The 23,678-nt window shown below is 57.8% G+C and carries 20 protein-coding genes and 1 tRNA gene; 12 read left to right on the top strand and 9 right to left on the bottom strand.

The window, feature by feature from the left end; genetic code table 11:
* The first annotated feature begins 298 nt into the window (after window positions 1-298).
* Genes GKG36_RS09820 through GKG36_RS09810 form a run of 3 tightly spaced genes read left to right on the top strand, consistent with a single transcriptional unit; the run spans window position 299 to window position 3,441 of the window.
* Window positions 299-748, top strand: coding sequence for a hypothetical protein (locus tag GKG36_RS09820; RefSeq protein ID WP_005945849.1), 450 nt, complete (start codon window positions 299-301; stop codon window positions 746-748).
* 2 nt (window positions 749-750) lie between these two features.
* Window positions 751-1,863 carry an HlyD family efflux transporter periplasmic adaptor subunit gene (locus tag GKG36_RS09815; RefSeq protein WP_005945848.1) on the top strand — a complete coding sequence of 371 codons (1,113 nt, stop codon included), beginning with the start codon at window positions 751-753 and terminating at the stop codon, window positions 1,861-1,863.
* 57 nt (window positions 1,864-1,920) lie between these two features.
* Window positions 1,921-3,441, top strand: a complete 1,521-nt coding sequence (locus GKG36_RS09810) for an Ig-like domain-containing protein (RefSeq protein ID WP_154260490.1) — start codon at window positions 1,921-1,923, stop codon at window positions 3,439-3,441.
* A 262-nt stretch (window positions 3,442-3,703) separates the two neighbouring features.
* Here the strand turns inward: GKG36_RS09810 and GKG36_RS09805 are convergent, their stop codons facing one another.
* Together GKG36_RS09805 and GKG36_RS09800 are read right to left on the bottom strand one after the other, a co-directional pair.
* On the bottom strand, window positions 3,704-5,137 hold the full coding sequence (locus GKG36_RS09805) for a radical SAM protein (protein ID WP_154260488.1): 1,434 nt from the start codon (window positions 5,135-5,137) through the stop codon (window positions 3,704-3,706).
* Window positions 5,138-5,297: 160 nt separating this feature from the next.
* Entirely contained in the window at window positions 5,298-5,879 is a 582-nt protein-coding gene (locus GKG36_RS09800) for a TetR-like C-terminal domain-containing protein (protein ID WP_173012947.1), read from the bottom strand.
* Window positions 5,880-6,216: 337 nt separating this feature from the next.
* Between GKG36_RS09800 and proC the strand changes: the two genes are divergently transcribed.
* The 4 genes from proC to GKG36_RS09780 all read left to right on the top strand — a co-directional run bounded on the left by proC (window position 6,217) and on the right by GKG36_RS09780 (window position 9,952).
* Window positions 6,217-7,023 carry a pyrroline-5-carboxylate reductase gene (gene proC / locus GKG36_RS09795; protein WP_154260484.1) on the top strand — a complete coding sequence of 269 codons (807 nt, stop codon included), beginning with the start codon at window positions 6,217-6,219 and terminating at the stop codon, window positions 7,021-7,023.
* Between the two features lie 7 nt (window positions 7,024-7,030).
* Window positions 7,031-7,807, top strand: coding sequence for a glutamate 5-kinase (gene proB / locus GKG36_RS09790; protein WP_097775355.1), 777 nt, complete (start codon window positions 7,031-7,033; stop codon window positions 7,805-7,807).
* Window positions 7,808-7,811: 4 nt separating this feature from the next.
* The gene (locus GKG36_RS09785) at window positions 7,812-9,074 is read left to right on the top strand and encodes a glutamate-5-semialdehyde dehydrogenase (protein WP_154260482.1); all 1,263 of its coding nucleotides are present in this window, start codon (window positions 7,812-7,814) and stop codon (window positions 9,072-9,074) included.
* Window positions 9,075-9,511: 437 nt separating this feature from the next.
* The gene (locus GKG36_RS09780; RefSeq protein ID WP_005945815.1) at window positions 9,512-9,952 is read left to right on the top strand and encodes a methylglyoxal synthase; all 441 of its coding nucleotides are present in this window, start codon (window positions 9,512-9,514) and stop codon (window positions 9,950-9,952) included.
* 78 nt (window positions 9,953-10,030) lie between these two features.
* On the opposite strand, the gene GKG36_RS09775 is transcribed toward GKG36_RS09780, so the two are convergent.
* The 4 genes from GKG36_RS09775 to murD all read right to left on the bottom strand — a co-directional run bounded on the left by GKG36_RS09775 (window position 10,031) and on the right by murD (window position 14,854).
* Entirely contained in the window at window positions 10,031-11,209 is a 1,179-nt protein-coding gene (locus tag GKG36_RS09775) for a pyridoxal phosphate-dependent aminotransferase (RefSeq protein ID WP_097781690.1), read from the bottom strand.
* Between the two features lie 14 nt (window positions 11,210-11,223).
* A complete protein-coding gene (locus GKG36_RS09770) occupies window positions 11,224-12,486 on the bottom strand; it encodes a methionine gamma-lyase family protein (RefSeq protein WP_097775352.1) in 1,263 nt (420 codons plus the stop codon).
* A gap of 194 nt (window positions 12,487-12,680) precedes the next feature.
* Complete coding sequence (locus GKG36_RS15040) at window positions 12,681-13,454, bottom strand: GNAT family N-acetyltransferase (protein ID WP_173012946.1); 774 nt, start codon at window positions 13,452-13,454, stop codon at window positions 12,681-12,683.
* Window positions 13,451-14,854, bottom strand: coding sequence for a UDP-N-acetylmuramoyl-L-alanine--D-glutamate ligase (gene murD, locus GKG36_RS09760; protein WP_005945808.1), 1,404 nt, complete (start codon window positions 14,852-14,854; stop codon window positions 13,451-13,453). The genes GKG36_RS15040 and murD overlap by 4 nt, the downstream gene beginning before the upstream one ends.
* Before the next feature lie 255 nt (window positions 14,855-15,109).
* On the opposite strand from murD, the gene GKG36_RS09755 reads away from it, so the two are divergent.
* The 5 genes from GKG36_RS09755 to GKG36_RS09735 all read left to right on the top strand — a co-directional run bounded on the left by GKG36_RS09755 (window position 15,110) and on the right by GKG36_RS09735 (window position 19,176).
* Window positions 15,110-16,681, top strand: a complete 1,572-nt coding sequence (locus GKG36_RS09755) for a peptide ABC transporter substrate-binding protein (protein ID WP_154260480.1) — start codon at window positions 15,110-15,112, stop codon at window positions 16,679-16,681.
* 55 nt (window positions 16,682-16,736) lie between these two features.
* Window positions 16,737-16,812, top strand: a tRNA-Gly gene (locus GKG36_RS09750).
* 81 nt (window positions 16,813-16,893) lie between these two features.
* Window positions 16,894-17,271: a hypothetical protein gene (locus GKG36_RS09745; RefSeq protein ID WP_097775348.1), complete on the top strand. Its 378-nt coding sequence runs from the start codon at window positions 16,894-16,896 to the stop codon at window positions 17,269-17,271.
* Window positions 17,272-17,274: 3 nt separating this feature from the next.
* Window positions 17,275-18,189 (top strand): DnaD domain protein, encoded by a 915-nt coding sequence (locus tag GKG36_RS09740; RefSeq protein WP_154260478.1) that lies wholly within the window; start codon window positions 17,275-17,277, stop codon window positions 18,187-18,189.
* Between the two features lie 9 nt (window positions 18,190-18,198).
* Complete coding sequence (locus GKG36_RS09735) at window positions 18,199-19,176, top strand: ATP-binding protein (RefSeq protein WP_154260476.1); 978 nt, start codon at window positions 18,199-18,201, stop codon at window positions 19,174-19,176.
* Between the two features lie 38 nt (window positions 19,177-19,214).
* On the opposite strand, the gene GKG36_RS09730 is transcribed toward GKG36_RS09735, so the two are convergent.
* From GKG36_RS09730 to GKG36_RS09720, 3 genes are all read right to left on the bottom strand, one after another.
* Window positions 19,215-20,003 carry an MBL fold metallo-hydrolase gene (locus tag GKG36_RS09730; protein WP_118526059.1) on the bottom strand — a complete coding sequence of 263 codons (789 nt, stop codon included), beginning with the start codon at window positions 20,001-20,003 and terminating at the stop codon, window positions 19,215-19,217.
* Window positions 20,004-20,069: 66 nt separating this feature from the next.
* A complete protein-coding gene (locus tag GKG36_RS09725) occupies window positions 20,070-21,353 on the bottom strand; it encodes a UDP-N-acetylglucosamine 1-carboxyvinyltransferase (protein WP_196218898.1) in 1,284 nt (427 codons plus the stop codon).
* 269 nt (window positions 21,354-21,622) lie between these two features.
* Window positions 21,623-23,641 (bottom strand): fructose-1,6-bisphosphatase, encoded by a 2,019-nt coding sequence (locus GKG36_RS09720; RefSeq protein ID WP_154260474.1) that lies wholly within the window; start codon window positions 23,639-23,641, stop codon window positions 21,623-21,625.
* Window positions 23,642-23,678: the final 37 nt, after the last annotated feature.

Raw genomic sequence — 23,678 nt, 5'->3', positions numbered from 1 at the left:
TTGACATAGTTTTGCTGTGTCAGATAAAAAGAGCTAGAAAGACTTTCTGTTTAGTAGAAGTAGATGGTGTTATCCTGAACAGGCCCCGCCTGCTCAGGTAACTATGCCTCACTATGGTGTGCCCGGAGGCAAAATGCCTCCGGGCACATTTTATTTGCAAGATCCCTATTACTTTTATAAGTAGTAGGCGATCGGGAGCGGAGAGGAAGCTGCTCTCTGCAGCGATTTTCTCCCCTTTCTCGATTGCCTATTACTGCCTCTTCTGAGGTAAATCTGAAAAGGAACCGAGGTATTCAACATGAAAGAGATCAAAGTAGCCGAGAACAAGACCCTGAAGCTCACCAATGTGCTCTCCCGTGAGATCCATCCGGAAGAGATGGCCAGTCTGCCCGTGGTGCTGACCCAGATGCACAACTTTATCAAGAGCAACAACGCACAGCCCATTGGCCCCATTGTGCAGGCCATGGTGGTTGGTGAGGACCGTCAGATGCACCTGTACATGATGCAGCAGGCTACCCAGTTCATCGGCCAGATGGAGCAGGACTACCATATGGATGCTGTTCTGCGCGTGAAGAACTGCCTGTATGCCCACTACACCGGCCCCATGCCCGAAAGCCAGCTGGCTTCCTACAAGCTGCAGGTCCACGCTTTTGAGAATGAGCAGAAACTGACCGGCACCTCCTATACCATCTATGTCAATCAGGACGAGGATGATGCCGTGGTCGATGTCTTTATGGAGACCAAGTAATTATGACGATTAAAGTTCAGAACCTTTCGGATCTGCAGGATCGCCGCATCATGATGGAAAAAAAGCTGCCGCCTTATGGCTACGCTTTTGTCATTCTGGTGGGCATCTTCATGCTGTTTCTGGTGGTGTGGAGCACCCATACCAACCGCATTTATGTCAGCCAGAACGCAGGCACCGTGCAGGCCAGCAATAAAACCTATATCATGTCCAGTTATTCCGGCTCCATTACCGAGATGTATATTTCGGAGGGCAGCTATGTGAACGAGGGCGACCTCGTGGCCCACATCAAGAGCACGGATATCGACATGCAGCAGGATAACCTGGAAAGCCAGCTCAAGATCTACCAGACCCAGCTGGACCAGTACAACAAGCTGCTGCAGTGCGTGCAGGATGATACCAACTACTTCAGCGAGACAAACCCCGAAGATCAGCCCTACTACTATCAGTACGAGACCTACAAGAGCCAGGTCTCTCAGAAGACCTTTGATGCCACGGCCTATCAGGCTGCCGGTTACTCCGATGCTCAGATCAAGACCATGATGGAGCAGAGCCAGAGCGAAGTAGAAGCTCTGTACTACTCTACCATGCAGTCCATCTCCCAGAGCATTACCAGCGCACAGAGCAACGTGGACAACGTTCAGGCTCAGCTCGATGCCTTGAACACCGGTGCCAACGATTACTACATCTACGCCCCCACCTCCGGTGTGATCCACATGGATACTCCTTACAAAGAGGGCATGGTGCTGAGCGCAGGCTCCCCGCTGGCCACTGTTGCCAGCGAGAACGACGATCTGGAGATCGTTGCCATGGTCACCGTGAATGACCGCCCGCTGCTTCATGTGGGTGACCCGTGCAAGATCGCCATTACCGGCCTTTCGGAGTATTCCTATGGCACCCTGACCGGCACTGTAACGGCCATTGACAGTGACGTGACGGCCAGCTCCAACGCTTCCTACTATAAGATGACCATTAAGCCCGACGCCACTTATGTGGTGAGCCGCAGCGGCGACAAGGTGGATCTTTCCAACGGCATGAGCGTTACTGCCCGCGTGGAGTACGATCAGGTCACCTATTTCGAGTACGCAATGGAAGCCCTGGGCGTTCTGTTCCGCTAAACCGGAGCTGTGCTGACTGCCAGCCGCCGTTATATCACCCAAAGAGGTACACTTACTATGAAATCAACCGCAAAAAAACTGGCCGTCTGTGCGGCAGCGCTCTGCCTGCTGGCCTGCGGCACAGCTGTGTCTGCGGCCGCAGCAAGCCCTGTCTCCGGCCTTGCCCTGAGCGGCGTTGCCATGCCGTGGGATCAGGACGTGCCTGCCGAAAGCATTGAGGCCGGCAGCTATACCGCCAACATGCTGCTGGGTTCCTCTCAGCAGCTGTCTCCTGTGGTGCGTCCGCGCAACTCTACCGACTCGGTTGTCTTTATCTCGGACGATACTTCCATTCTGACCGTGAGCAACTCCGGTGTCGTGCAGGCTGTGGGCGTAGGCACCACCCGCATCACCGCTGCCGCAGGCAACCAGATCTGTGCCTACACCATCGTTGTCTCCATGGATTCTTCCATGATCGTTACCGAGATGGACCTTTCCCTTTCCTCCAACACCATTTATGTTGGCAACTCGGTCTCGGCACAGCTGCAGGTGCGGCCTACTTCGGCTTCCAACTATGCCACCGTCGCCCTGACCTCTTCCAATGAGAAGGTCGCCACGGTGAACAATTTCGGCCGTGTTACCGGCATTGCCCCCGGCACCGCCACCATTACCGCTACCTGCGGTTCGGTGACTGCTACCACCAATGTCACGGTCATGAGTATTCCCAACTCCAGCACCGGCACCGCCAGCACTGGTTCTTCCAACAGCGGTCAGGTCGTCACGGTGAATCCTTCCTACGTTGTGCTCAAGCCCGGTGCCACCCGCACCCTGACCGCCAGTGTCAAGCCTTCTTCCGCTTCCCAGAAGTTCACCTATAAGTCCGCCAACAGCAACATTGCCACGGTCAGCCCCAGCGGCGTGATCACGGCTGTGGGCACCGGCGCTACTTCCATTACCGTTTCCAACGGCACTGCATCCGCCATGGTCACGGTCATCGTCAACCGTTCGGCTGCATCTTCTTCCGATAATTCTTCGGACAGCAGCTCCACCGAACCGGATAACGATACTCCCATCGAGATCGATCCCGTTGTGCAGGCCATTCAGGACAGTGAGGACAACGAGATCGTTTTCACACAGGCCGAGGTGCCTACCGTGACCGGTGATATCCTCAATGCGCTGCGCACCACCGGCAAGACCCTGTGCGTGGTGGGCGATGGCTACACCATGCAGATTGCAGGCAGCGGTGTCAAGAGCACCACCAGTGAGCTGGACACCATGCTCATCCTGACTGAGTCCGATCAGGGCATCGAGTTTGAGCTGGACAAGGGCAAGGCTCTTCCCTGCTCGGTGCGCATCGATCTGGATGTGAGCACCTATACCCGCCTGTATCTGTACAACGCCGTCTCCAACAAGTGGCAGTACCTGAACAGCTACACCGACGGCATCATCACTGCCGATACTGCAGGCCGTTATCTGCTGACCAACCAGAACCTGAAATTTGCCAATATCAACTGGACCTTCTTCATTGCCGGTGGTGTTGTAGTGGTTCTGATCGGCATTGCATATGTTGTGCTGAAAAAGCGCTACTGGTTCTGGTAATTTTCAAAACCACTCTTTCATGAAACAGTAAGACCCTCTCTGAGTGTGATATGCTCCCCCTAGAGTAGACAGAGTAAAACAAAAACTCTGCGTACTCTGGGGGTATTTTTATGTCAGGAAAGAACAATCACTTTTGCACAAAAAATTCGCCGTCTCCTTGTGGAAACGGCGAACAAAAACTTATATTATTTCTCTATCTACTTGACGGAGCGCACTTCAATGGAACGCCTGGGCTTTGTTTGCATTATGATGTCTGCCTTCGTTACTTTTCAATGGGCTGCGAGGGCTTCCAGTCCTTGTAGTTCTCGTAGCGGCTCTCGCGGATCTTGGTGTGGGACCAGATCTCATCCGCCGTGGGCTGCCAGTTGGCTGCATAGTTCTTGCACTTCTCGCACAGGTGCTCCACGCTCTCCGGCGACTGCAGGTCGGTGCTGTGGGCACCGGTCTCGTGCACCATCTTCTGCAGCAGTTCGGGGTTTTCCAGCATCGGGCAGGGACGCAGATGGTTCTTGTTGAAGGGCTGGCCGTTGTGATAAGCCATGAACAGCGGGCTGTGCAGAATTTCCAGAATGCTCTGGTCGTGGATATTGGCATTGGAGTAGTGGATGAACACGCACGGCTCTGCGTCACCGGCAGAGTTGATGTGGAAGTAGTTGCGTCCGCCGGCAATGCAGCCGCCCACGAACTCGCCATCGTTCTGGAAATCCATGGGGTAGAACGGGATATCGCACTCTTCCGAGCGCAGATAGCGGATGCGGTCGATCATATATTTGCGCTGCTCCGGGGTAGGCATCAGTTCCGGTGCTGCCTCGTTGCCCACGGGCATGTAGTGGAAGTAGAAGCCGAAGTGTGCACCCTTCTCACACAGGAAACGCATGAACTCATCGTTGGTAACAGCTTCGATGTTATCGCGGGTGTAGCAGATGGACGTGCCGAACACGATGCCGTGCTCCTTGAGCAGATCCATAGCATGCATGACAGCGGCATAGTGCCCCTCACCGCGGCGGGCATCGTTGGTCTCCGGGGTGCCCTCGATGGACAGCATGAAGGCAATGTTGCCCAGACGCACCACCTCTTTGCAGAACGGCTCATCGATGAGGGTGGAATTGGTGTAGATGGCAAACTGCACATCGTTGTGCTTCTCGGCCAGCTTGAGGATATCAGCCTTGCGCACCAGCGGCTCGCCGCCGGTCAGCATGTACAGGTATACGCCCAGCTCCTTGCCCTCGGTAACGATCTTGTCCATATCCTCAAAGCTGAGGTTGTTCTTGTTGCCATACTCGCCAGCCCAGCAGCCCACGCAATGCATGTTGCAGGCAGAAGTGGGGTCGAACAGGATCAGCCACGGAATGTTGCACTGATACTTCACGCGGTTCTCGCGGATGGTCTTGGTGCCGCGGAAGAAAGCCTCGTAGCCCAGATTCAGCGCCATGGTGCGGGCCACGTTGGGGTCGGTCTGATCCAGCACACAGTTGATGAGCTTGGACCACTTGCTGTCGGGGTCGGTCAGGGTCTGTCTGGCGTGTTCGTAGGCTTCATCGCTGAACGAACTGCCATAGAACTGCTTTGCAATATCCACCAGCTGTCCCACGGTTTTCTGACGGTCTTTATCGGCATGAGAAAGCACCACGTCCACCATTTTACCAACGGCAGCACGCTGCATTTTATGAGTCAGGCTCTCAATAGAAGTATTCATTATCCTTTTCCTCCAAACGGTATTTTTCGGAAATCTCTTTTTCTATTTCTATGCCATTACTCTACCATTCTATCCCACAAGTTTCCATAAACAGAAAAAGCGCCGTGATAGAAAACCCATCACGGCGCGGATTATGATAAAATTTTGTCGTTCTTCCGGTTCAACCGTCCTGTTCCAGATGGATCTTATTGCTGGCAAGGCGGCATAACGCGCGGCGCAGATCGCCCTGCAGCATCCGTCCCATACGTTCTACCATCACAGCGGGCTCGGTCTTCATATCCCGGCGGATCCATTCCAGCACCACGCCCACCAGCGCATATTTGTAAAAATCCACCACAAACTGCTTGTCATCGTCCTGCACGGTGATGTCGCGGCATTCGCGATCCGCAAATTCCTTCAGCATGGGGTCCAGAAGCTTGTACAGATACTGCTCCACCTGTTCACGCCCCACAGAGCGGTATACGTTCAGCACCAGTGTTTTGTTATCCCGGATCTGGTGCAGGATGTCCAGAAATGCTTCGGTCCATGTATCAAAGCTCTGGCAGCCTTCCATCGCCTTGATTGCATCTTCCGTCAGGATCCAGTCCACCAGATCGTAAATATCCTTGAAGTGGTAGTAAAAGGTCATGCGGTTCACGCCGCAGTCCTCGGTGATATCGTTGATCGTGATCTTATTGAGGGGCTTTTCCAGCAGCAGCTTTTTCAGCGATGCTTCCAGTGCCCGCTTCGTTGTTTGTGACACAAAAACCTTCCTTTCCCAACCGTAGAAATTTTTCCCGCTGCGTACGGCGATTGGCAGCTTCGTACATTATAATACCGCAAAAGTCGTTCCGATTGCAAGCATTGATTCTGTCCATTTTGTAAACAAAGAACGACTTCCTGCGTTTTCACTCCGGCAGTTTCTCGTTTCAAAAGCCGTTTCTCAGCCCCCCAAACCCCTTCCGGCGGTGCGCAATGCCTGCAAAAGCGGCTTCTTCCGGCAAAAAAGCGGAAAAGGCCCTTGATTTTATATTCCTCTACGCTTAGAATGGGAGCAGACGGCTGTGATTGAAGTGCCGTTTTGAGGGAGGGTACAAACTATGATGGATACCATTGGTTTTCTGGGCTGCGGCAACATGGGTGGAGCCATCGCCCGTGCCGTTTGCAAAGCTGTTGACCCTAAGAAAGTTTTTCTGGCAAACCGCACTGCGGCCAAGGCGCAGGCACTGGCCAAGGAACTGGGCTGCAAAACAGCCACCAATGCTGAGGTGGCCGGTGACTGTGACCTGATCTTTCTGGCGGTAAAGCCCCAGATGATGGAAGCACTGCTGGAGCCGCTCAGATTCACGCTGGACGAGCGCCCCAAGCGCTTTGTGCTGTGCAGCATGGCAGCAGGCCTTTCGATCGCCCGCATTCAGGAGCTGGCCGGTGAGGACTTTCCTGTGATCCGCATCATGCCCAATACCCCGGCATCGGTGGGCGAGGGTATGATCCAGTACTGTTCCAGCAATGTCACCGCTGAGGAAGAAGAAGCCTTCCTCAGGATCATGGCTCCTGCGGGCCGTCTGGATGCCGTGCCGGAAAGTCTGATCGATGCCGCCAGCTGCGTTTCCGGCTGCGGCCCGGCATGGGTGTACCAGTTTATTGAGGCTCTGGCTGATGGCGGCGTGGCCTGCGGCCTGCCCCGCGCCAAAGCGCAGGAATATGCCGCGCAGATGGTTCTGGGCAGCGCAAAGCTGGTGCTGGAAAGCGGAAAGCATCCCGGCGAACTCAAGGATGCTGTGTGCAGCCCCGGCGGCAGCACCATTCAGGGCGTGCGCGTGCTGGAAGAACACGGCCTGCGCGGTGCGGTGATGGATGCCGTGATCGCCTCGTACAATAAGACAAAGGAAATGGGAAAGGGTTAAGGATATCATGCGCATCGTTGTAAAAGTAGGCACTTCTACTCTGGCATACGCCACCGGACGGCTAAACATCCGCCACACGGAACAGCTGGTCAAGGTGCTCAGCGACCTGAAAAACGAGGGTCATGAGGTCATTCTGGTGTCCTCCGGTGCCATTGGCATGGGCGTGGGCAAGCTCTCACTGCCAACCCGTCCAAAGGACACCACCACCAAGCAGGCCTGCGCCGCTGTGGGCCAGTGTGAGCTGATGTACACCTACGACCGGCTGTTCAACGCCTACAATCACACCGTGGCGCAGATCCTGCTCACCGGCGTGGACGTGGAGCACACCGAACGCCGCGTGAACTTTCAGAACACCCTGTCCCGCCTGCTGGAGCTGGGTGCCCTGCCCATCATCAACGAAAACGACACCGTTGCCACCGATGAGATCACCTCCATTGGCGACAACGACACGCTGGCGGCCATCGTGGCCTGCTGCGCCAAGGCTGACATGCTGGTGCTACTGAGTGACATCGACGGCCTGTACACCGCCAATCCCCACACCCACACGGACGCAAAGCTCATCCCGCTGGTGGAGGAGATCACCCCCGAGGTGATGGCTCTGGCCGATGGTGCCGGTTCGGCCCTTGGCACCGGCGGCATGGCCACCAAGCTGCGCGCCGCCCGCATGGTAACGGGCAGCGGTGCCGATATGGTCATTGCCAACGGCGCACACCCGGAGCTTTTGTACGACATTGCCGCAGGCAGATCCGCAGGCACCCGCTTTGCGGCCCGCAAGGAGGACTGAACACATGACCACACAGGAAATTCTGGAAGCCGCCCGCAGCGCCAAAAGTGCCCTTGCGCTGGCCGATAACACCGCCCGCAACGCGGCCCTGCTGGGCATGGCAGATGCGCTGTGCAGCGCAGACGATCAGGCGGCCATCCTTGCCGCCAACGCCGAGGACATGGCTGCGGCCAAGGGGCACATCAGCGATGTGATGCTGGACCGTCTGGCCCTGACCGCACCGCGCATTGAAGCCATGGCGCAGGGCATCCGGGAGGTATCTTCCCTGCCCGACCCGGTGGGCCGGGTGCTGAACCGGGTGGAGCGCCCCAACGGGCTTGTCATTGAAAAGACGGCTGTGCCCATGGGCGTGATCGCCATTATCTACGAGAGCCGCCCCAATGTGACCAGCGATGCCGCTGCCCTTGCCATCAAGAGCGGCAATGCCTGTATCCTGCGCTGCGGCAAGGAGGCCTGGCGCAGTGCCAACGCCATCGTCACAGCCCTGCGGCAGGGCCTGAAAAAGGCCGGTCTGCCCGAGACAGCGGTCTGCCTGATTGAGGACACCACCCACGCTTCTGCCAACGCTCTGATGACCGCTGTAGGCTATGTGGATCTGCTGATCCCGCGCGGCGGTGCCGGGCTGATCCGTGCCTGCGTTCAGAACGCCAAGGTCCCCTGCATCCAGACCGGCACCGGCATCTGCCATGTGTACGTAGACGACACCGCCGATCTGGACAAAGCTCTGGACATCATCGAGAACGCAAAAGCCAGCCGCCCCAGCGTCTGCAACGCCGAGGAGGTGTGCCTTGTGCACTCTGCCATTGCCGGGGAGTTTCTTCCCCGTCTGGCCCAGCGGCTTGGCCCGGACCGCGCGGCAAAGGGCCTGCACCCGGTGGATCTGCGGCTGGATAAGCGCGCAGCCGCCATTATCTCCGGCACCCCTGCCGGAGAAAAGGACTTTGACACCGAATTTCTGGACTACATCCTCGCGGTCAAGGTCGTGGACAGCGTGGAGGAGGCCATCGGGCATATTGCTGAGCACTCCACCGGCCACAGCGAAGCCATCCTGACCCAGACACAGGCCCATGCCGATCTGTTCACTGCCGCAGTGGATAGCGCCGCCGTGTATGTGAACTGTTCCACTCGCTTTACGGATGGCGGTGAATTCGGCCTTGGGTGTGAAATGGGCATTTCCACCCAGAAACTCCACGCCCGCGGCCCCATGGGACTGGCCGAGCTGTGCAGCTACAAGTATATCATCCACGGCAATGGTCAGATCCGCTAAAGCCCGCTGAACCCACCTTTCCAGTGCGGAAATCGGGAGTGAGCGTTTTCTCCATAATATTCATAATTTAGAAACGAAACTGAAAAGCTTTTTCCGAAACAGGCTGGTGCGATTTGCGCCAGCCTGTATTTTTGTTTTATTCCCATGAAATGTTCTTTCAGCAAAGACAAAAACTGAATTATGTTTTCAATCTGCCTTTCCTGTTCGCTCACTGATATGGATGATTGTATCCCAGTTTTCTGCACTTCTCACAAAGATATAGTCTTACTTTCTCCATTTTGTTTTGTAAAAAGTACAAGAACCCTCTTGACAACCCCTATTTCGATGCGGTAAAACTATATTGAAAAGCTTGATAACGATTTCACTTCATTTCACTTTCCAATGAGAAAGTTGTTTGTCACACGCAACACTATACTTGGAACAAAGGAGAGAGCAATATGACGATCGCCATTCTTGCACACGATTCCCGCAAAGAGCTTGCACTGCAGTTCTGCACTGCTTACAGCGCCATTTTGTCCAAAAACACAGTCATTGCTACCGGCACCACCGGACGGATGCTGGCGCAGACTACCGGCCTGCCCGTGCACTGTTATCTCTCCGGGCGCTTGGGCGGTGTGCAGCAGATCACTTCCCGCATTGCGTGCGACGAAGTGGATCTGGTGTTGTTCTTCCGTGACCCGCTGAAAGCGGATGCCGCCAGCATCACCGAGCAGAATCTGCTCCGCCTGTGCGATATGCACAGCGTACCCATTGCCACCAACATTGCCACCGCCGAGGTCTTGCTGCGCGGTATGGATCAGGGCGACCTGGACTACCGCGAGGGGATGCATCCCGCTCTTGTGGAGCCCATGCCCACCGTGCAGCGCCACGCCGTGTGATGAATCGTGTATAGAGTATCGGGAAAGAGACAGCGCCGCAGGAAACTTCCTGCGGCGCTGTTGTTTTTTGTTTTGCTTTTATTTCAGTAAAGCCTGCAGCTTTTCCAGCCGGCGGACGGCTTCGTCCAGCACATCGGTGCCGCGGGCAAAGTGCATCCGGATCAGGTGGTTCACCGGCTCCCGGAAGAAGCTGGAGCCAGGCACAGCGGCCACGCCCACTTCCCGGATCATCCACTCACAGAACTGCAGGTCGGTCCAGCCCTTGAACTGGGGCAGCGCCAGAAAATCGGAAATATCGATCATCACAAAATAGGTGCCCTGCGGAACATTGTGCTTCAGCCCCACACGGTCCAGTCCGGCCAGAAAATGATCGCGTTTTTCGGTGTAAAGGGCCTGCAGCTCTTCGTAATAGCTGGCGGGCATCTCCAAACCGGCCACAGCGGCCTCCTGCAGGGGTGCAGCCGCACCCACAGTGAGGAAGTCGTGCACCTTGCGCGCGCCCTCAATGACCTCTGCGGGTCCGATCAGATAGCCCAGACGCCAGCCCGTGATGGAGTAAGTCTTGGAGAGCGAGTTGCAGGTGATGGTGTGCTCAAACATGCCGGGCAGGCTTGCCATGCAGATATGCTCTGCCGGCGCATAAATGATATGCTCGTACACCTCATCTGTCACCACAAAGGCATCGTACTGGATGGCCAGCTTTGCAATGGCTTCCAGCTCGTCGCGGCGGAACACCTTGCCGCAGGGATTGGAGGGGTTGCACAGGATCAGCGCCTTGGCACCCTCGGCAAAGCCCTTTTCGATCAGGCTGATGTCAAACTCATAGGTGGGCGGCACCAGCGGGATATAGATGGGTTCCGCGCCCGAAAGAATGGCATCGGCACCGTAGTTCTCGTAGAACGGTGAGAAGATCATCACCTTGTCGCCGGGGTTGCAGATGGTCATCATGGCGGCCATCATGGCCTCAGTGCCGCCGCAGGTCACGCAGATCTCGGTGTTGGGGTCTACTTCGTGGTGCAGGGCAGGGCTGGTCTTTTTTGCCAGCGCCTCGCGGAAGTTTTGCGCGCCAAAGGTCACAGCGTACTGGTGCGGGCCTTTGTAAGCCGTTTCGGCCAGAGCGTCCAGCAACTGCTTCGGCGGGTCAAAATCCGGGAAACCCTGCGAAAGGTTGATGGAGTCGTACTGATTGTTGATGCGGGTCATGCGGCGGATGACAGAATCCGTGAAGGTACCCACACGGTCACTTAAAACAGGCATGCGCTCTCCCCTTTTCAGCCCTTAAAATAAGCCTTCTGGATGGCCAGCAGCACGCCCGCACGGCTGGCAGCAAAGTTCAGACCGCCCTGCAGGTAGCAGGTGTACGGCTCACGCAGCGGGCCGTCGCATGAAAGCTCGATGGTGCTGCCCTGTGTAAAGCTGCCGCTTGCCATGACCACCTCATCAGTATAGCCCGGCTCCGGAGAAGGTTCCGGGGCGGCATAGCTGTCCACGGGACTTGCAGCCTGAATGCCCTGACAGAAGCCGATGAGCGCATCCGCAGTGCCTGCATCAAAGCAGGTGACGATGTCGTTGTGGTCGTCGCAGTAGCGCGGCACTGGATTCTTGCCCAGCAGCTCCAGCATACACTGGGCGTAAATGGCGGTCTTGATGGCCTCGCACACCACGCCGGGCGCATAGTAGAAGCCCAGATACATATCACGGGGCGTTTCCAGCGTGCAGCCCAGATCCTTGCCGAGACCGGGCGCATTCAGGCGGTAAGCGCACAGCTCCACAAGGTCTTTGCGGCCCGCAATGTAGCCGCCGGTGGGAGCGATGCCGCCGCCGGGGTTCTTGATCAGGCTGCCCACCACAAGGTCTGCGCCCATCTGACAGGGTTCCTGCGTCTGGGTGAACTCGCCGTAGCAGTTATCCACAAAAATAATGATGTCCGGGTTTGCGGCGCGGGCGGTATCCGCAATTTTTCGGATCGTTTCCAGATCAAAGGCATTGCGCTGCAGATAGCCGCGGCTGCGCTGGATGTGGCACACCTTTGCACCGGGGGCCTTTTGGGCGATCAGGTCATAATCCGGGGTGAAGTCGGCTTTCAGCGGAGCTTCATCGTACCGGATGCCGTAATCCATCAGAGTGCCGGTGCCCCTGCCCTTGCCGTCCAGACCGATCACACCTTCCAGCGTATCGTAGGGACGGCCGGTGGCAGCCAGCAGGGTGTCCCCTGCCCGCAGCAGGCCGAACAGCGCCACAGCCAGCGTGTGGGTGCCGCTCTGGAACTGGCTGCGCACGAGGGCGTCCTCTGCGCCCATCACCTCGGCAAAGATCTGCTCCAGCTTTGCGCGGCCGGTATCCCACAGGCCGTAGCCGGTGGTGCCCAGCATATCGGTGGAGGACATCTGGGTATCCGCAAAGGCTTTCAGCATTTTGAGCTGGTTAAAATCGCGGATCTCCTCCATATGGCGGAAGTAGGGCTGGCACAGCTCCATAGCTTTTTCGTCCAGCGCCAGAACTTCAGGTTTGTAATTGAAAAAGTGGTTCAGCATTGACATTATAACGGTTCCTTAATTTTATAGATTTTATAGAGCGCAGGCTTTCTGTCGGAATGACTCCTTCAGCCGCACTTCGTGCGCCAGCTCCCTCAGGGAGGGAGCTCCTGACGAAACCAGAACGTTTCACTTATGCAGAAAGCTTTTCCGTCCTGCCAAAGGCTCCCTCATTGAGGGAGCTGGCAAAACCGTCAGGTTTTGACTGAAGGAGTTTGTCCATATCTTGCATATTCCCCCAGCTTTTCAAAGCCAAGCCGGGTATAAAAGTGCACCCGCTCCGGGCTGCAGAGAAACACCGGGTGCTCCCCCTTGGCGGCAAGCTCGTTCGCCATCTGCACAATGAGCCGCCCGCCGATGCCCTTGCCCCGCAAAGGCTGGGCTGTCTGCCCGCAGGCCATGTAGGCCTGCCTGTTCGCAAGGGCATAGGCCCCTACCGTGCAGATCGTTTCACTTCCCTGCCGCAGCGCCCACACAAGAGCTTTGCCGCGGGTGCGCTTTGTGCAAAGCTCGGAGTAAAAGTCCTCCTGCTTTGCCGTATCCGCCGGGTAGAGCGCCCGTGCCACATCCATGGCAGAGGGTTCTCTGTCAAGGGTCAGTCCGGCCCAGAGCGTCTCGTCTGCAGCGGGCAGCGGCAGAGCCTTGCCGGGTGCAAGGCCGAATACAGTCAGCGTTTCAGCTTTGCACCACCCGGCAGGCGGTGGGCATTCGTTTTCGTCTAAAATGATGCTCTCACACCCGCAGAAAGCCAGAAAGCTGGCCAGCTCTTCCGGGTTTGCGTGCCCTGCTGCCCATGCGGTACTGCCGCTGAGTTCCAGCGCCAGTGTAGGTCCTGCGTAGAATCGCCACGGCTGGCTTTTGCTAAAAAGGGCAAGATCCAGCGGCAGGGTCGCCCCCAGCACCCATTTCCCCCGGCAGGCATTTAAAAAGCGGGCGCGGTGGGCTTTTGTGCTGACCTGCGCGATCACTTCAGCTCGTTGACGATCTTCTTGAACTCGCGGCCGCGCACCTCAAAGTTGGGGTACAGGTCAAACGATGCGCTGGCCGGGGACAGGATGATGATGTCACCGGGCTTTGCGCAGGCACGGGCCAGCTCCACAGCGTGCTGCATGTTGTCGGCATGCTGGATGGGCAGCTCTGCTTCGTTGAAGTTCGGGTCCTCGCGCACAGCCTTTTCGATGCGGGGGCCGGTGGCACCCATCAGCACAAGGTTCTTCACGTGGGCCACCACTTCCGGTGCCAGCGGCTCATAGGGAATGTGCTTGTCGTAGCCGCCAGCGATCAGAATGACCTTCTGGTTAAAGCTGCGCAGACCGGCAATGGTGCGCGTCGGGCTGGTGCCGATGGAGTCGTTGTAGTACAGCACGCCGTCCAGCGTGCGCACCGGCTCAATGCGGTGCTCCACACCGGTAAAGGTGCTGCCCACCTTCTGGATGGCTTCCACGGGCACCTCGCCCCACACGGCAGCAGCAGCAGCCAGCAGGTTTTCAATGTTGTGCAGGCCACGCAGCTTCACGTCCTTCTGGGCCAGGAAGGGGGTCACAACGCCATCCTCGGCCATGCAGAGCATGTTGTCCTCTTTGCGCAGGAAGGCACCGTTGTCGGTATCGTGCAGGCGGGTGAACCACACCTGCTTGCCCTTGCAGTCGGACTGCATGGAACGGCTGATCTCATTCTCATAGCCCAGCACAGCGCGGCAGGGCTGCTTCTGGTACAGCAGGATGTTGCGCTTGGCATCAATGTACTCCTGCATGTCCTTGTGGTGGTCCAGATGATTGGGGGTGACATTGGTCACCACGGCAATGTTGGGGCTGGAATGCATGCTGATGAGCTGGAAGCTGGAAAGCTCCACCACAGCCACATCCTCGGGAGCCACCTCGGGCAGCATGGGCAACAGAGCTGCGCCGATGTTGCCGCCCAGATGCACCTTGCGGCCTGCGGCCTCGTAGAACTTGGAGATCAGGGTGGTGGTGGTGGTCTTGCCGTCGGAGCCGGTCACGGCTACGATCTCGCAGGGGCAGAAGTCGAAGAACAACTCCACCTCACTGGTGACCATGGTGCCTGCGGCCATGGCATCCTGCAGGGGCTTTTCAAAGTAGCCCACAAAGCCCGGGGTGCGCATGATGATATCCTGACCCTTGAAGCCATCCAGATAGTTTTCGCCCAGACTCAGGTCGATGCCCAGCTCCTTGATGGTTGCAGCGTAATCGCCAAAGTCCTCCACGCTCTTTTTCTGGTCGCACAGGGTCACATGGGCACCCAGCTCCACAAACTCCTTGATCAGGGTCTTGTGGCTGACACCGGCACCAATGAAGGCCACTTTTTTGCCTTTGATGAGTTCAATCAGTTTCTGCTGATCCTTCTGCATAAAAACAGTTCCTCCTCCATAATATCGTATTCAGAACGCACCTCAAAACGGGTGCAGAGATGTTTCGCTGTACCATTATAGTCCATTTAGCCGCAATTGGCAACGGAAAAACGCCCTTTTTGCCCCAAAAAGTAAGGTAAATTCACAATTCTGCAATTGTATTTTGCCGCTGTTTCTGCTACACTTGTCGAAGTAGAGTGCTTTTTGTATACAAGAAGCCTTTTTTCGCAAATACCATAGAATGAGGTCATCCCCTTGAAACAGTTCTTCCGTATTACCGCAGCAGTGCTTGCTGCTGCGTTCCTGCTTGCGCTCACCGGCTGCGGCAGCAGTTCCAGTGCGCCAAGCTTTACATGGTTCGTGGATACCATTCCCGCAAACCTTGACCCGCAGGTGGCTTCTGCTGCCCCGGACGTGATCGCCTGCGAGAACCTTTACAGCGGGCTTGTCCGCAAAAAAGCGGATGGCGAGATCGTGCCCGATCTGTCCGAGAGCTGGACGATCTCCTCCGATGGCAAGACCTACACCTTCCAGATCAAGGACGGCCTGACCTACAAGGCCGTCAAGGGCGCTTCCACGGATCACACCATCACTGCCGAGGATTTTGTGTTTGCATTTCGGCGCATATTCCAGCCGCAGACAAATTCCCCTTATGCCGTGGAGTTTGCCGCCCTTGAGAACAGTGCTGCCGTGCTGGCTGGAACAGCCGATGCCAGCACGCTGGGCGTTTCGGCCGCCGGCCCGCTGACGCTGGTGTTCCGCCTGAGTGAAAAGGACGACAACTTCCTTGCCAAGCTCACCCTACCCGGTGCCATGCCCTGCGATGAAGCATTTTTTGAGAGCACCCGCGGCACCTACGGTCTGACCGCCAAGACCACCCTTTCCAGCGGCAGCTTCTATCTTTACAACTGGACGGCCAGCGGCCTGTTCCTGCGCCGGGATGTCTCTTCCCCCATGATCGGCAGCCTGCGTCTGGTGCAGAACACCGGCAGCACCGGCAAGAGCGCCGCCCAGCTCATTGCAGACGAAAAATGCTCCGCCGCGCTGGACGACACCGGCGAGGATACCTCGCTGCAGTCGGTGGATTACTCCGACACCACCTGGGCACTGCTGTTCAACAGCGCCGAAGATTCTGTGTTTGCCGATCAGGAACTGCGGCAGGCGCTTGCCGGCATCGCCCGGGAGAATGTGGATGTGCCCTCTTCCGGTCTGTACACCGCTGCCGAGGGTCTTGTGCCCACCGGCCTTTCCGTGGACGGCATCGATTACCGCAAGTCTGCCAGGAACCCGCTGCCCACCATCACCGGCCCCCGTACATTGTACCTGAATGCACGGCAGGGCATGGCCAGCTCGGATTTTTCCGGCGTGACCATCCTGCTGCCGAAGGAAGCCGGCCTGACCGAACTGGCCGAGCAGATCAACGGCGCATGGCAGAAGGACTGCTCCCTTTTCTTCTCGGTGGAAGAGGTTCCGCAGGAGGAGTTCGACAAACGCCTTGCAGCGGGCAGCTACACCATTGCGCTGGCTCCTATCCGCGCCGAAGGCGGCAGCGTATACCAGATGCTGCAGCAGTTCACGGCCGAGGGCGGCGGCCTGACCGGCTGGTCCGACCCCATCTACTCTCAGCGTCTGGCCGAGAGTGCCCAGCAGACCGGCAGCGCCCGCTGTGCCCTGCTGGCCGATTGTGAGCGCCAGCTGCTGGAAGGCTGCGCCGTGGTGCCGCTGCTGGGCCAGAACAGGCGTCTGCTGGTGGCGGACGGCATCACCGGCCTTGTGTTCGACCCCTTCACGCCGGTGCTGGACCTGACCGATGCCCAGAAAAACTGACATTCTCCGGCCCTTGACAATCCCGTCCCTCTTTGCTACAATAAATGAGCAACTTGCAGGGTTAGCTCATCCGGTAGAGCGGCTGCTTCCCAAGCAGCAGGCGGCGGGTTCGGGTCCCGTACCCTGCTCCAAAAACAAACGGCAAACCGTGGAATATCGGTTTGCCGTTTTTGCTTACAGCCGCTCCCTGCAAAATACGAAAGGACTCTGCCATGATCTTTGTTCCCCTGCTGCATTACTTCAAATGCAAAAATTCCTACAGCGGCAACGAATACGGCCTGCGATACCGGATGATCCCCGGCAAGCGCACCGTGCCGGACCCGGACGGCGGCGAGGGTGCCGCAAAGGAGGAAAGCATCCTCACCGTGGACTACTGGCCGGACCCCTGGACCATTGAAAAGACCGACCCTGCCCTGCGGGTGCAGAAGGTGTTTCCGCTCACCGACGAGGGCCGGGAGGCCACAGCCGCTTTTTTGCAGGACGCGTTCAATGCCGATCCTGACCGCTGGAAAAACTGTCCCAGCATGATGGACAGCGACCCGTGGGAGCCGCCTGCTGCCGAAGCCGAGCCGGACAAGCCGAAGGAATAAAACATGATCTATCGTTTAAAAGAACTCAAGGGCGATACCATTGCAGTGCCGCAGCTGGTGTTTTCCAAACTGGGCATCGCCGAAGAATACAATGTGCGCGTGGCTCTGTATGTGCTGGCGACCGGCATCACCGACCCGGACAAGATCTGTGCCGACCTCAAGCTGCGCAGCCGCATCAGCGCCGAGAGCGCCCTCTCCTTCTGGGCGGGCGCTGGCCTGCTGGAGCGGTACGAAGAGAACGCCGCACCGGGCGAGGAACCCAGCGCCCCCGCACCCATGACCTGGGCCGAGATCGCTGCGGCCAGCCGCACCGACCCCATGATCTCCAGCCTGATCGACTGCGCACAGACCGGCTTTGCCCGTCCGCTGACCCACAGGGAGATGGAAAAGCTGGTCAACCTTTATATGCAGGAGGGCTTTGCGCCGGAGACCGTGATGCTGTGCACCGCCTACGTTGCCAGCACCGGCCGCAGCACCATGGCCGCCGTAGTGCATGAGCTGAAGGTGTGGCGCACCGAGGGCGTGGAGACCGGTGAGCAGGCCGATGCCCACCTCAAACTGCTGGCACTGCGCCAGAGCCGCGAGCAGTATGTCAGCGGCCTTCTGAACATCCCGGAAAGCGAGCTGACCCTTGGCGGGCGCAAGGCCATTGCACGCTGGTACGAGGTTTACGGCTACGACGATGCCATGGTGCAGGAAGCTGCCGTGCAGGCCGGGGCCAAGCGCGACCTGTGGTACTGGAACAGTATCCTCAAAACATGGAACGCCAAGGGCCTGCGCACCGTGCACGATGTGCGCAGCCCGGTGGCTGCTGCAGGCGCAAGCCGGAACCTCCGGGTAGACCGTGAAGCCCCCAGCGGCAACGATTTCCTCAAGAACGCTGCCCGCCGCCGTCCGTTGAAAAAGAAGCCGGAATAAGGAGGAGCCATGCGTACCAAAAACGAACTGTATCAGGAAGCCATGCGCACCGTGGCCGCCCGGCGGCAGGTGGCCAGAGCCAGAGCCGAGGATGCCCGCGCCGAAGCCGAAGCCGCCATTCCCGCCCTGCGCCATGCAGAAGAAGAGGTGCGGGTGCGGGGCATCCGCTGCGCACTGGCCGGTGCTGCGGGCAAGGACCGCACCGAAGCTGCCGCCGCCCTTGCCGATGCAAAGCAGAAGCTGACCGCCCTGCTGGCACAAAGCGGACGGCCCGCTGATGCACTGGAGCCGCGCTTTGTCTGCCCCAAATGTCAGGACACCGGCAGCGTGAATGGCCGCACCTGTGAGTGCGTGCACAAGGTGATGCAGCAGCTGCGCCGCAAGGAGATCGAGGCGCTGTCCAGCCTGTCCATTGCAAGCTTTGACACCATGGAGCTGCGCTATTACCCGAACCGTGCCGATGAAAAGGTGGGCGGTGCCATCCGCCCTTACATGGCCGATATGCTGGCAGACCTGCGCAGCTACGCGGAAGAGTTTGACCACCACAGCGAGAGCCTGATGCTGTTTGGCAATGCGGGCCTTGGCAAGACCCATGCGGCCCTTGCCATTGCGGGCATCGTGCTGGAAAAGGGCTACGATGTGATCTATGTTTCCAGCCCGGACTTTTTCTCCAAGCTGGAAGGGCTGCACTTTGGTGCAGACCCGGCAGGCGAGGAGGAAACGCTGATGCAGACCGCTGCCGGGGCCGACCTGCTCATTCTGGATGATCTTGGCTCGGAATTCAACTCCGCCTTCCTCATCAGCAGCCTGTACAGTCTGCTCAACAACCGGCTGGGTGCAAAGCTGCCCACCATCGTCACCACCAACATCACTGACGGTGCTCTGCTGGAAAAGCTGTATACCGAAAAAATTTCCAGCCGCCTTTCTGCCTTTGTCCCCTGCCTTTTTGCAGGCGATGACATTCGCACACAGAAAGCAGCTGAATAAAACAAGCGGCAATGCAAATGCATTGCCGCTTGTTTTATTTAAAACTCTAATACAGGACTCATTTCGTTGCGGCGCTGTGCCTGCACGATGCAGTCCTTCTCCGGCACAACGCCCGCCGCGCCCAGCGTGTTGAACACGGTCTGCAGGGCAAGCGCAGGCGTGTTGTTCTCCTGCGAAAGATGGCACAGCGCAAACTTTTTGCACCCTTCCTGAATGAGTTCCAGCAGCTTTGCCGAGCATTCGTCGTTGGAAAGGTGGCCCCGGGTGCTTTCAATGCGTGCCCGTAAGTAATAGGGGTACGGCCCGCTGCGCAGCATGTGCAGGTCGTAGTTGCTCTCCAGTGCCACAAGGTCGCAGCCGGAAAGCGCCTCGTGCACCGGCGGCGTGAGCACGCCAAGGTCGGTTGCAATGGTCATGGTCTTGCCGTCCGGGGTGTGGATGCGGTAGCCCACACAGGGCACATCGTGGCTGGTGGGAAAGCTCTGCACGCCAAACGCGCCCACGTCCTCTTCCCTGCCTTCCAGCTCGTGCAGCTCACAGCTGGCCGGTACGATGCCGTTGCTGTCCAGAAAATCCAGCGTTGCCGCTGCACCGTACACCGGCAGCGTGTTCTTTTTGAGGAAGGTGGAAAGCCCCTTCACATGGTCGCTGTGCTCGTGGGTGACAAGGATGCCGTCGCAGTCACTGGCGGCAAGGCCCAGCGCCTTGAGCGCCGCCGAGGTAGTGCGCACGCCCTTGCCCATATCCACAATGAGATACCGCTGCCCGCAGCGCACCACACTGCTGTTGCCGGAGGAACCCGAATATAACGAGATGAATTCTGCCATGAAAAACCTCTGATACACTCAAAAACAGCCCGCCGCATATGCAGCAGGCTGTTTGCTTTTTATAAGTTACAGTGCCTGATCCAGTGCAGCGGGCATACGCTCCACCTTGCTGATGTCTGCACCCAGACCGCGCAGCTTTTCCACGATATTCTCGTAGCCGCGCTCGATGTGGCCGATTTCCTCGATCTCACTGGTGCCGTCTGCCATCAGCGCAGCCACCACCATGGCAGCGCCTGCACGCAGATCCAGTGCGCGCAGCGGTGCAGGGGTGAGCTTATCCACGCCCTCAAACACAGCCACCTGACCGTCCACCTGCACGTTGGCACCCATCTTGCGCAGCTCGTCCACATAGCGGAAGCGGTTGTCCCACACGCTCTCGGTCACGGTGCTGGTGCCCTTGGCCACGCTCAGCAGCACGCCCATCAGGGGCTGCATGTCGGTGGGAAAGCCGGGATGCGGCATCGTGTTGATCTTCAGCGGCAGAATATCGCCGGTGCGGCGCACACGCACAGCATCGTCAAATTCTTCCACCTCCACGCCTGCACGGCGCAGCTTTTCGGTAATGGGTTCCAGATGCTTGGGGGTGACGTTCTTCACCAGAACATCGCCGCCGGTGGCAGCAGCAGCCACCATGTAGCTGCCAGCCTCGATCTGATCCGGGATGATGCTGTAGGTGCAGCCGTGCATCTTTTCCACACCGCGCACCTTGATCACATCGGTGCCTGCGCCGCGGATGTTCGCACCGCACATATTCAGGAAGTTTGCCAGATCCACCACGTGGGGTTCCTTGGCACAGTTTTCCAGAATGGTCTGGCCCTTGGCCATTACAGCGGAGAGCATACCGTTCATGGTAGCGCCCACGCTGACCTTATCAAAGAAGATGTGTGCACCGTTCATCTCCTTGGCGCGCACGGTGATCATGCCGTAGTCCACGCTGTCCTCTGCGCCCAGAGCACTGAACACCTTCAGGTGCTGGTCAATGGGGCGGGGGCCGAGGTTGCAGCCGCCGGGCATGGCCACCTGAGCCTTGCCAAAACGGGACAGCAGTGCGCCCAGAAAGTAGTAGCTGGCGCGCATCTGGCGGGACAGGTCGTCCGGGACGTTGGTGCCGGTCAGATGGGTGGTGTCGATCTCGTAGGTGTTGCGGTTGATCATTTTGATCTGTGCGCCCAGAACGCTGAGGATCTTCAGGCTCACCGCCACATCACTGATATCCGGCAGATTCTCGATCACACAGACATCCGCAGCCAGAATGGTTGCAGGCAGGACGCCCACCGCCGCATTTTTGGCACCCGAAATGGTAACTTCGCCGTGCAGGGGCTTGCCGCCCGTAATAACAAATTTCTCCAATTTTATGATCTCCTTGTCGGAGGCCCGCAGCCGCAGGCCTGTTAAGGTTCCTGAAAGCATTTTCCATAAAAGCTGCCTGATGTGCATGAGCCATAAGGCCGTACACGTACAGCTATCTTATTATACACAACTTTCACAAAAAAGCAAAGCCCCGTTTGGTGTTGTTTTATTATTTTCTGTTTTGCCCATTTTCGCGCAGGATATTCCAAAATTTTGATTTCTTTTTCAGGTATTTTACAAAAACCAGATACATTGCTGTTGCGCTTTCTTTACCAGATGTGGTCTTCGCACCGAGTCTCAGTGATCCAGCCCAGCTGGTAGGCAGCCACCAGCTGCTTGAGGTCGTGCACACGCTCCCGCAGCACCTCGCCCTCGTCGGTGTCCTCCACGAGAATGCGATGATTTTCGGTCTCCAGAATGTTTTTCTGGGAAATGATATCCAGATTATCCTTCACCGCTTTCTCAGCACTTTCAAAGGGCTGATGGGTGCGCAGGGACATGGTGCGGCTGGAATACACCAGCGTGTAGCCCGCAATGCCGGTCTTTTCGTGGTAGGCACGGCAGAAACCGCCGTCGATCACCACCAGCCGTCCGCCGCCCTTGATGGGGCTTTCGCCGTTCTTTTCCCGCACCGGCACGTGGCCGTTGACGATGTGACTGGCACCGGGCAGGCCAAACTCGGCCAGAATGCGGCGGCAGACGGCCTCATCGTTATACCATGTATAATAGGGGTCCTTCACCTCGGTGTGGGTGGAAGCGTCCTCTACATAGAGCCGCTCAAATGTGGTCATGGCACTGCGGCCAAACAGCGGCGAAAGCTTGCCGCACCATAGATACCACAAAAAATCCTGTCCGCTCTGGCGGGCAGCGCTGCCTTCCGGTGCATAGTAGCCCCGGCGGGCGCGGGCATCGCAGTAGTCCATCAGTGCGCGGCCGGAGTAGTAGCGGCCCTCAAAGCGCTCCATGGCAAAGGTGCCGCGGCTGGTCATGGGCACAGCCCCATGGTAGAGCAGGTTGCCGTTCTCAATGTGGTACACGCTGCCCTTTGCATAGAGAAATTCAACATGCTGCTGCAGTTTTTCGCTCTGGCGGAAGGACTGCACCAGCTTGCGCAGCACCAGCTGTTCATCCGGGTGCAGTGCGGCCGGGTCGGCGGGGTCCACCGTGGGGAACGAGGTATCCCGCAGCGGATACTCCTTTTCGCCGATCTTTACCGTGTGCTTTTCCCAGTCGATGCGGCGCAGATAATCTCGCTCCTGCATCTGGAAGTCCGGGTTGCGGTCGATGACATGGCACTCCAGCTTGAACATCAGAATGCTGATGGCCTTGTGCATCACGGCACAGCGGTGCAGCATTCCCCTGGTGTAGGGGCCGCGGGCCGCATCGGTATGAGGCATCCAGATGGAAAGATCATCATTGCCGTAGAACTGCTCGGCCATGCGCTGCAGATGGCGCAGGTTGATGCCGTAGCAGTCCTCCAGCATTCCGTGGTTATGATAAGCCAGCGTGGTCTTGAGCACCGTGCAGATGCAGATGGGGCTGCCCGCAGCGGCACCCATCCATACTACATCGTGGTTGCCCCACTGGATATCCACATTGTGGTGGCGCATGAGCAGATCGAGGATGATATCCGGGCGTGGGCCGCGGTCGAACAGGTCGCCCACGATGTGCAGCTTGTCCACTGCCAGATGCTTGATCAGCTCACACAGCCGCACGATAAAGCGGTCGGCGCGGCCATTTTCAATGATGCTGCCCACGATCTGGCCATAGTACAGATCCTTGTCGTGATCCTCAAAATGGGCGTGGAGCAACTCGTCCAGAATGTAGCCGCAGCTGGCAGGCAGGCATCTGCGCACATGGTCGCGGGTATGCTTGGAGGACACCAGACGGCAGATATCAATGAGTCTCAGCAGCGTTTCGGTGTACCACTGATCCAGCGCTTCCTCGCTGGTACAGCGTGCCTTGAGCTGGGGCAGCTTTTCGTTGGGGTAATAGATCAGCGTTGCCAGCTCGGCGCGGGTATGCTTCGGCACGGTATCGCCCAGCACCTGATCCACTTTTTCGCGAATGACACCGGAAGCGGAATTCAGAATATGCACAAAAGCTTCATTCTCGCCGTGCAGGTCGCTCATGAAGTGCTCGGTACCCTTGGGCAGCTTGAGCAGTGCCTGCGTGCTGATGATCTCGCTGGCTGCCGCCGCCTGCGAAGGATAATCCCGCGAGAGCAGGGTCAGGTACTTGAGATTATCGCGGATCTCATCGGTTTCGGTGCGCATGGTCTCCTCCATCGCAACGTTCTCTCCGCCGCAGTCCGCCACACGGACC

The sequence above is a fragment of the Faecalibacterium sp. BIOML-A1 genome (assembly GCF_009679715.1).
GTDB classification, from domain to species: Bacteria; Bacillota; Clostridia; order Oscillospirales; family Ruminococcaceae; genus Faecalibacterium; species Faecalibacterium taiwanense.
Note: the sequence above shows the minus strand (reverse complement) of the source record. Positions and strands in the feature narration are given on the sequence as shown.

Coding starts and splice junctions, on each gene's coding strand:
- GKG36_RS09785 (WP_154260482.1), top strand. CDS start 7,812: ATGACCACACAGGAAATTCTGGAAGCCGCCCGCAGCGCCAAAAGTGCC.
- proB (WP_097775355.1), top strand. CDS start 7,031: ATGCGCATCGTTGTAAAAGTAGGCACTTCTACTCTGGCATACGCCACC.
- proC (WP_154260484.1), top strand. CDS start 6,217: ATGATGGATACCATTGGTTTTCTGGGCTGCGGCAACATGGGTGGAGCC.
- GKG36_RS09820 (WP_005945849.1), top strand. CDS start 299: ATGAAAGAGATCAAAGTAGCCGAGAACAAGACCCTGAAGCTCACCAAT.
- GKG36_RS09805 (WP_154260488.1), bottom strand. CDS start 5,137: ATGAATACTTCTATTGAGAGCCTGACTCATAAAATGCAGCGTGCTGCC.
- murD (WP_005945808.1), bottom strand. CDS start 14,854: ATGCAGAAGGATCAGCAGAAACTGATTGAACTCATCAAAGGCAAAAAA.
- GKG36_RS09720 (WP_154260474.1), bottom strand. CDS start 23,641: ATGGAGGAGACCATGCGCACCGAAACCGATGAGATCCGCGATAATCTC.
- GKG36_RS09810 (WP_154260490.1), top strand. CDS start 1,921: ATGAAATCAACCGCAAAAAAACTGGCCGTCTGTGCGGCAGCGCTCTGC.
- GKG36_RS09740 (WP_154260478.1), top strand. CDS start 17,275: ATGATCTATCGTTTAAAAGAACTCAAGGGCGATACCATTGCAGTGCCG.
- GKG36_RS09780 (WP_005945815.1), top strand. CDS start 9,512: ATGACGATCGCCATTCTTGCACACGATTCCCGCAAAGAGCTTGCACTG.
- GKG36_RS09775 (WP_097781690.1), bottom strand. CDS start 11,209: ATGCCTGTTTTAAGTGACCGTGTGGGTACCTTCACGGATTCTGTCATC.
- GKG36_RS09745 (WP_097775348.1), top strand. CDS start 16,894: ATGATCTTTGTTCCCCTGCTGCATTACTTCAAATGCAAAAATTCCTAC.
- GKG36_RS09735 (WP_154260476.1), top strand. CDS start 18,199: ATGCGTACCAAAAACGAACTGTATCAGGAAGCCATGCGCACCGTGGCC.
- GKG36_RS09730 (WP_118526059.1), bottom strand. CDS start 20,003: ATGGCAGAATTCATCTCGTTATATTCGGGTTCCTCCGGCAACAGCAGT.
- GKG36_RS09815 (WP_005945848.1), top strand. CDS start 751: ATGACGATTAAAGTTCAGAACCTTTCGGATCTGCAGGATCGCCGCATC.
- GKG36_RS09770 (WP_097775352.1), bottom strand. CDS start 12,486: ATGCTGAACCACTTTTTCAATTACAAACCTGAAGTTCTGGCGCTGGAC.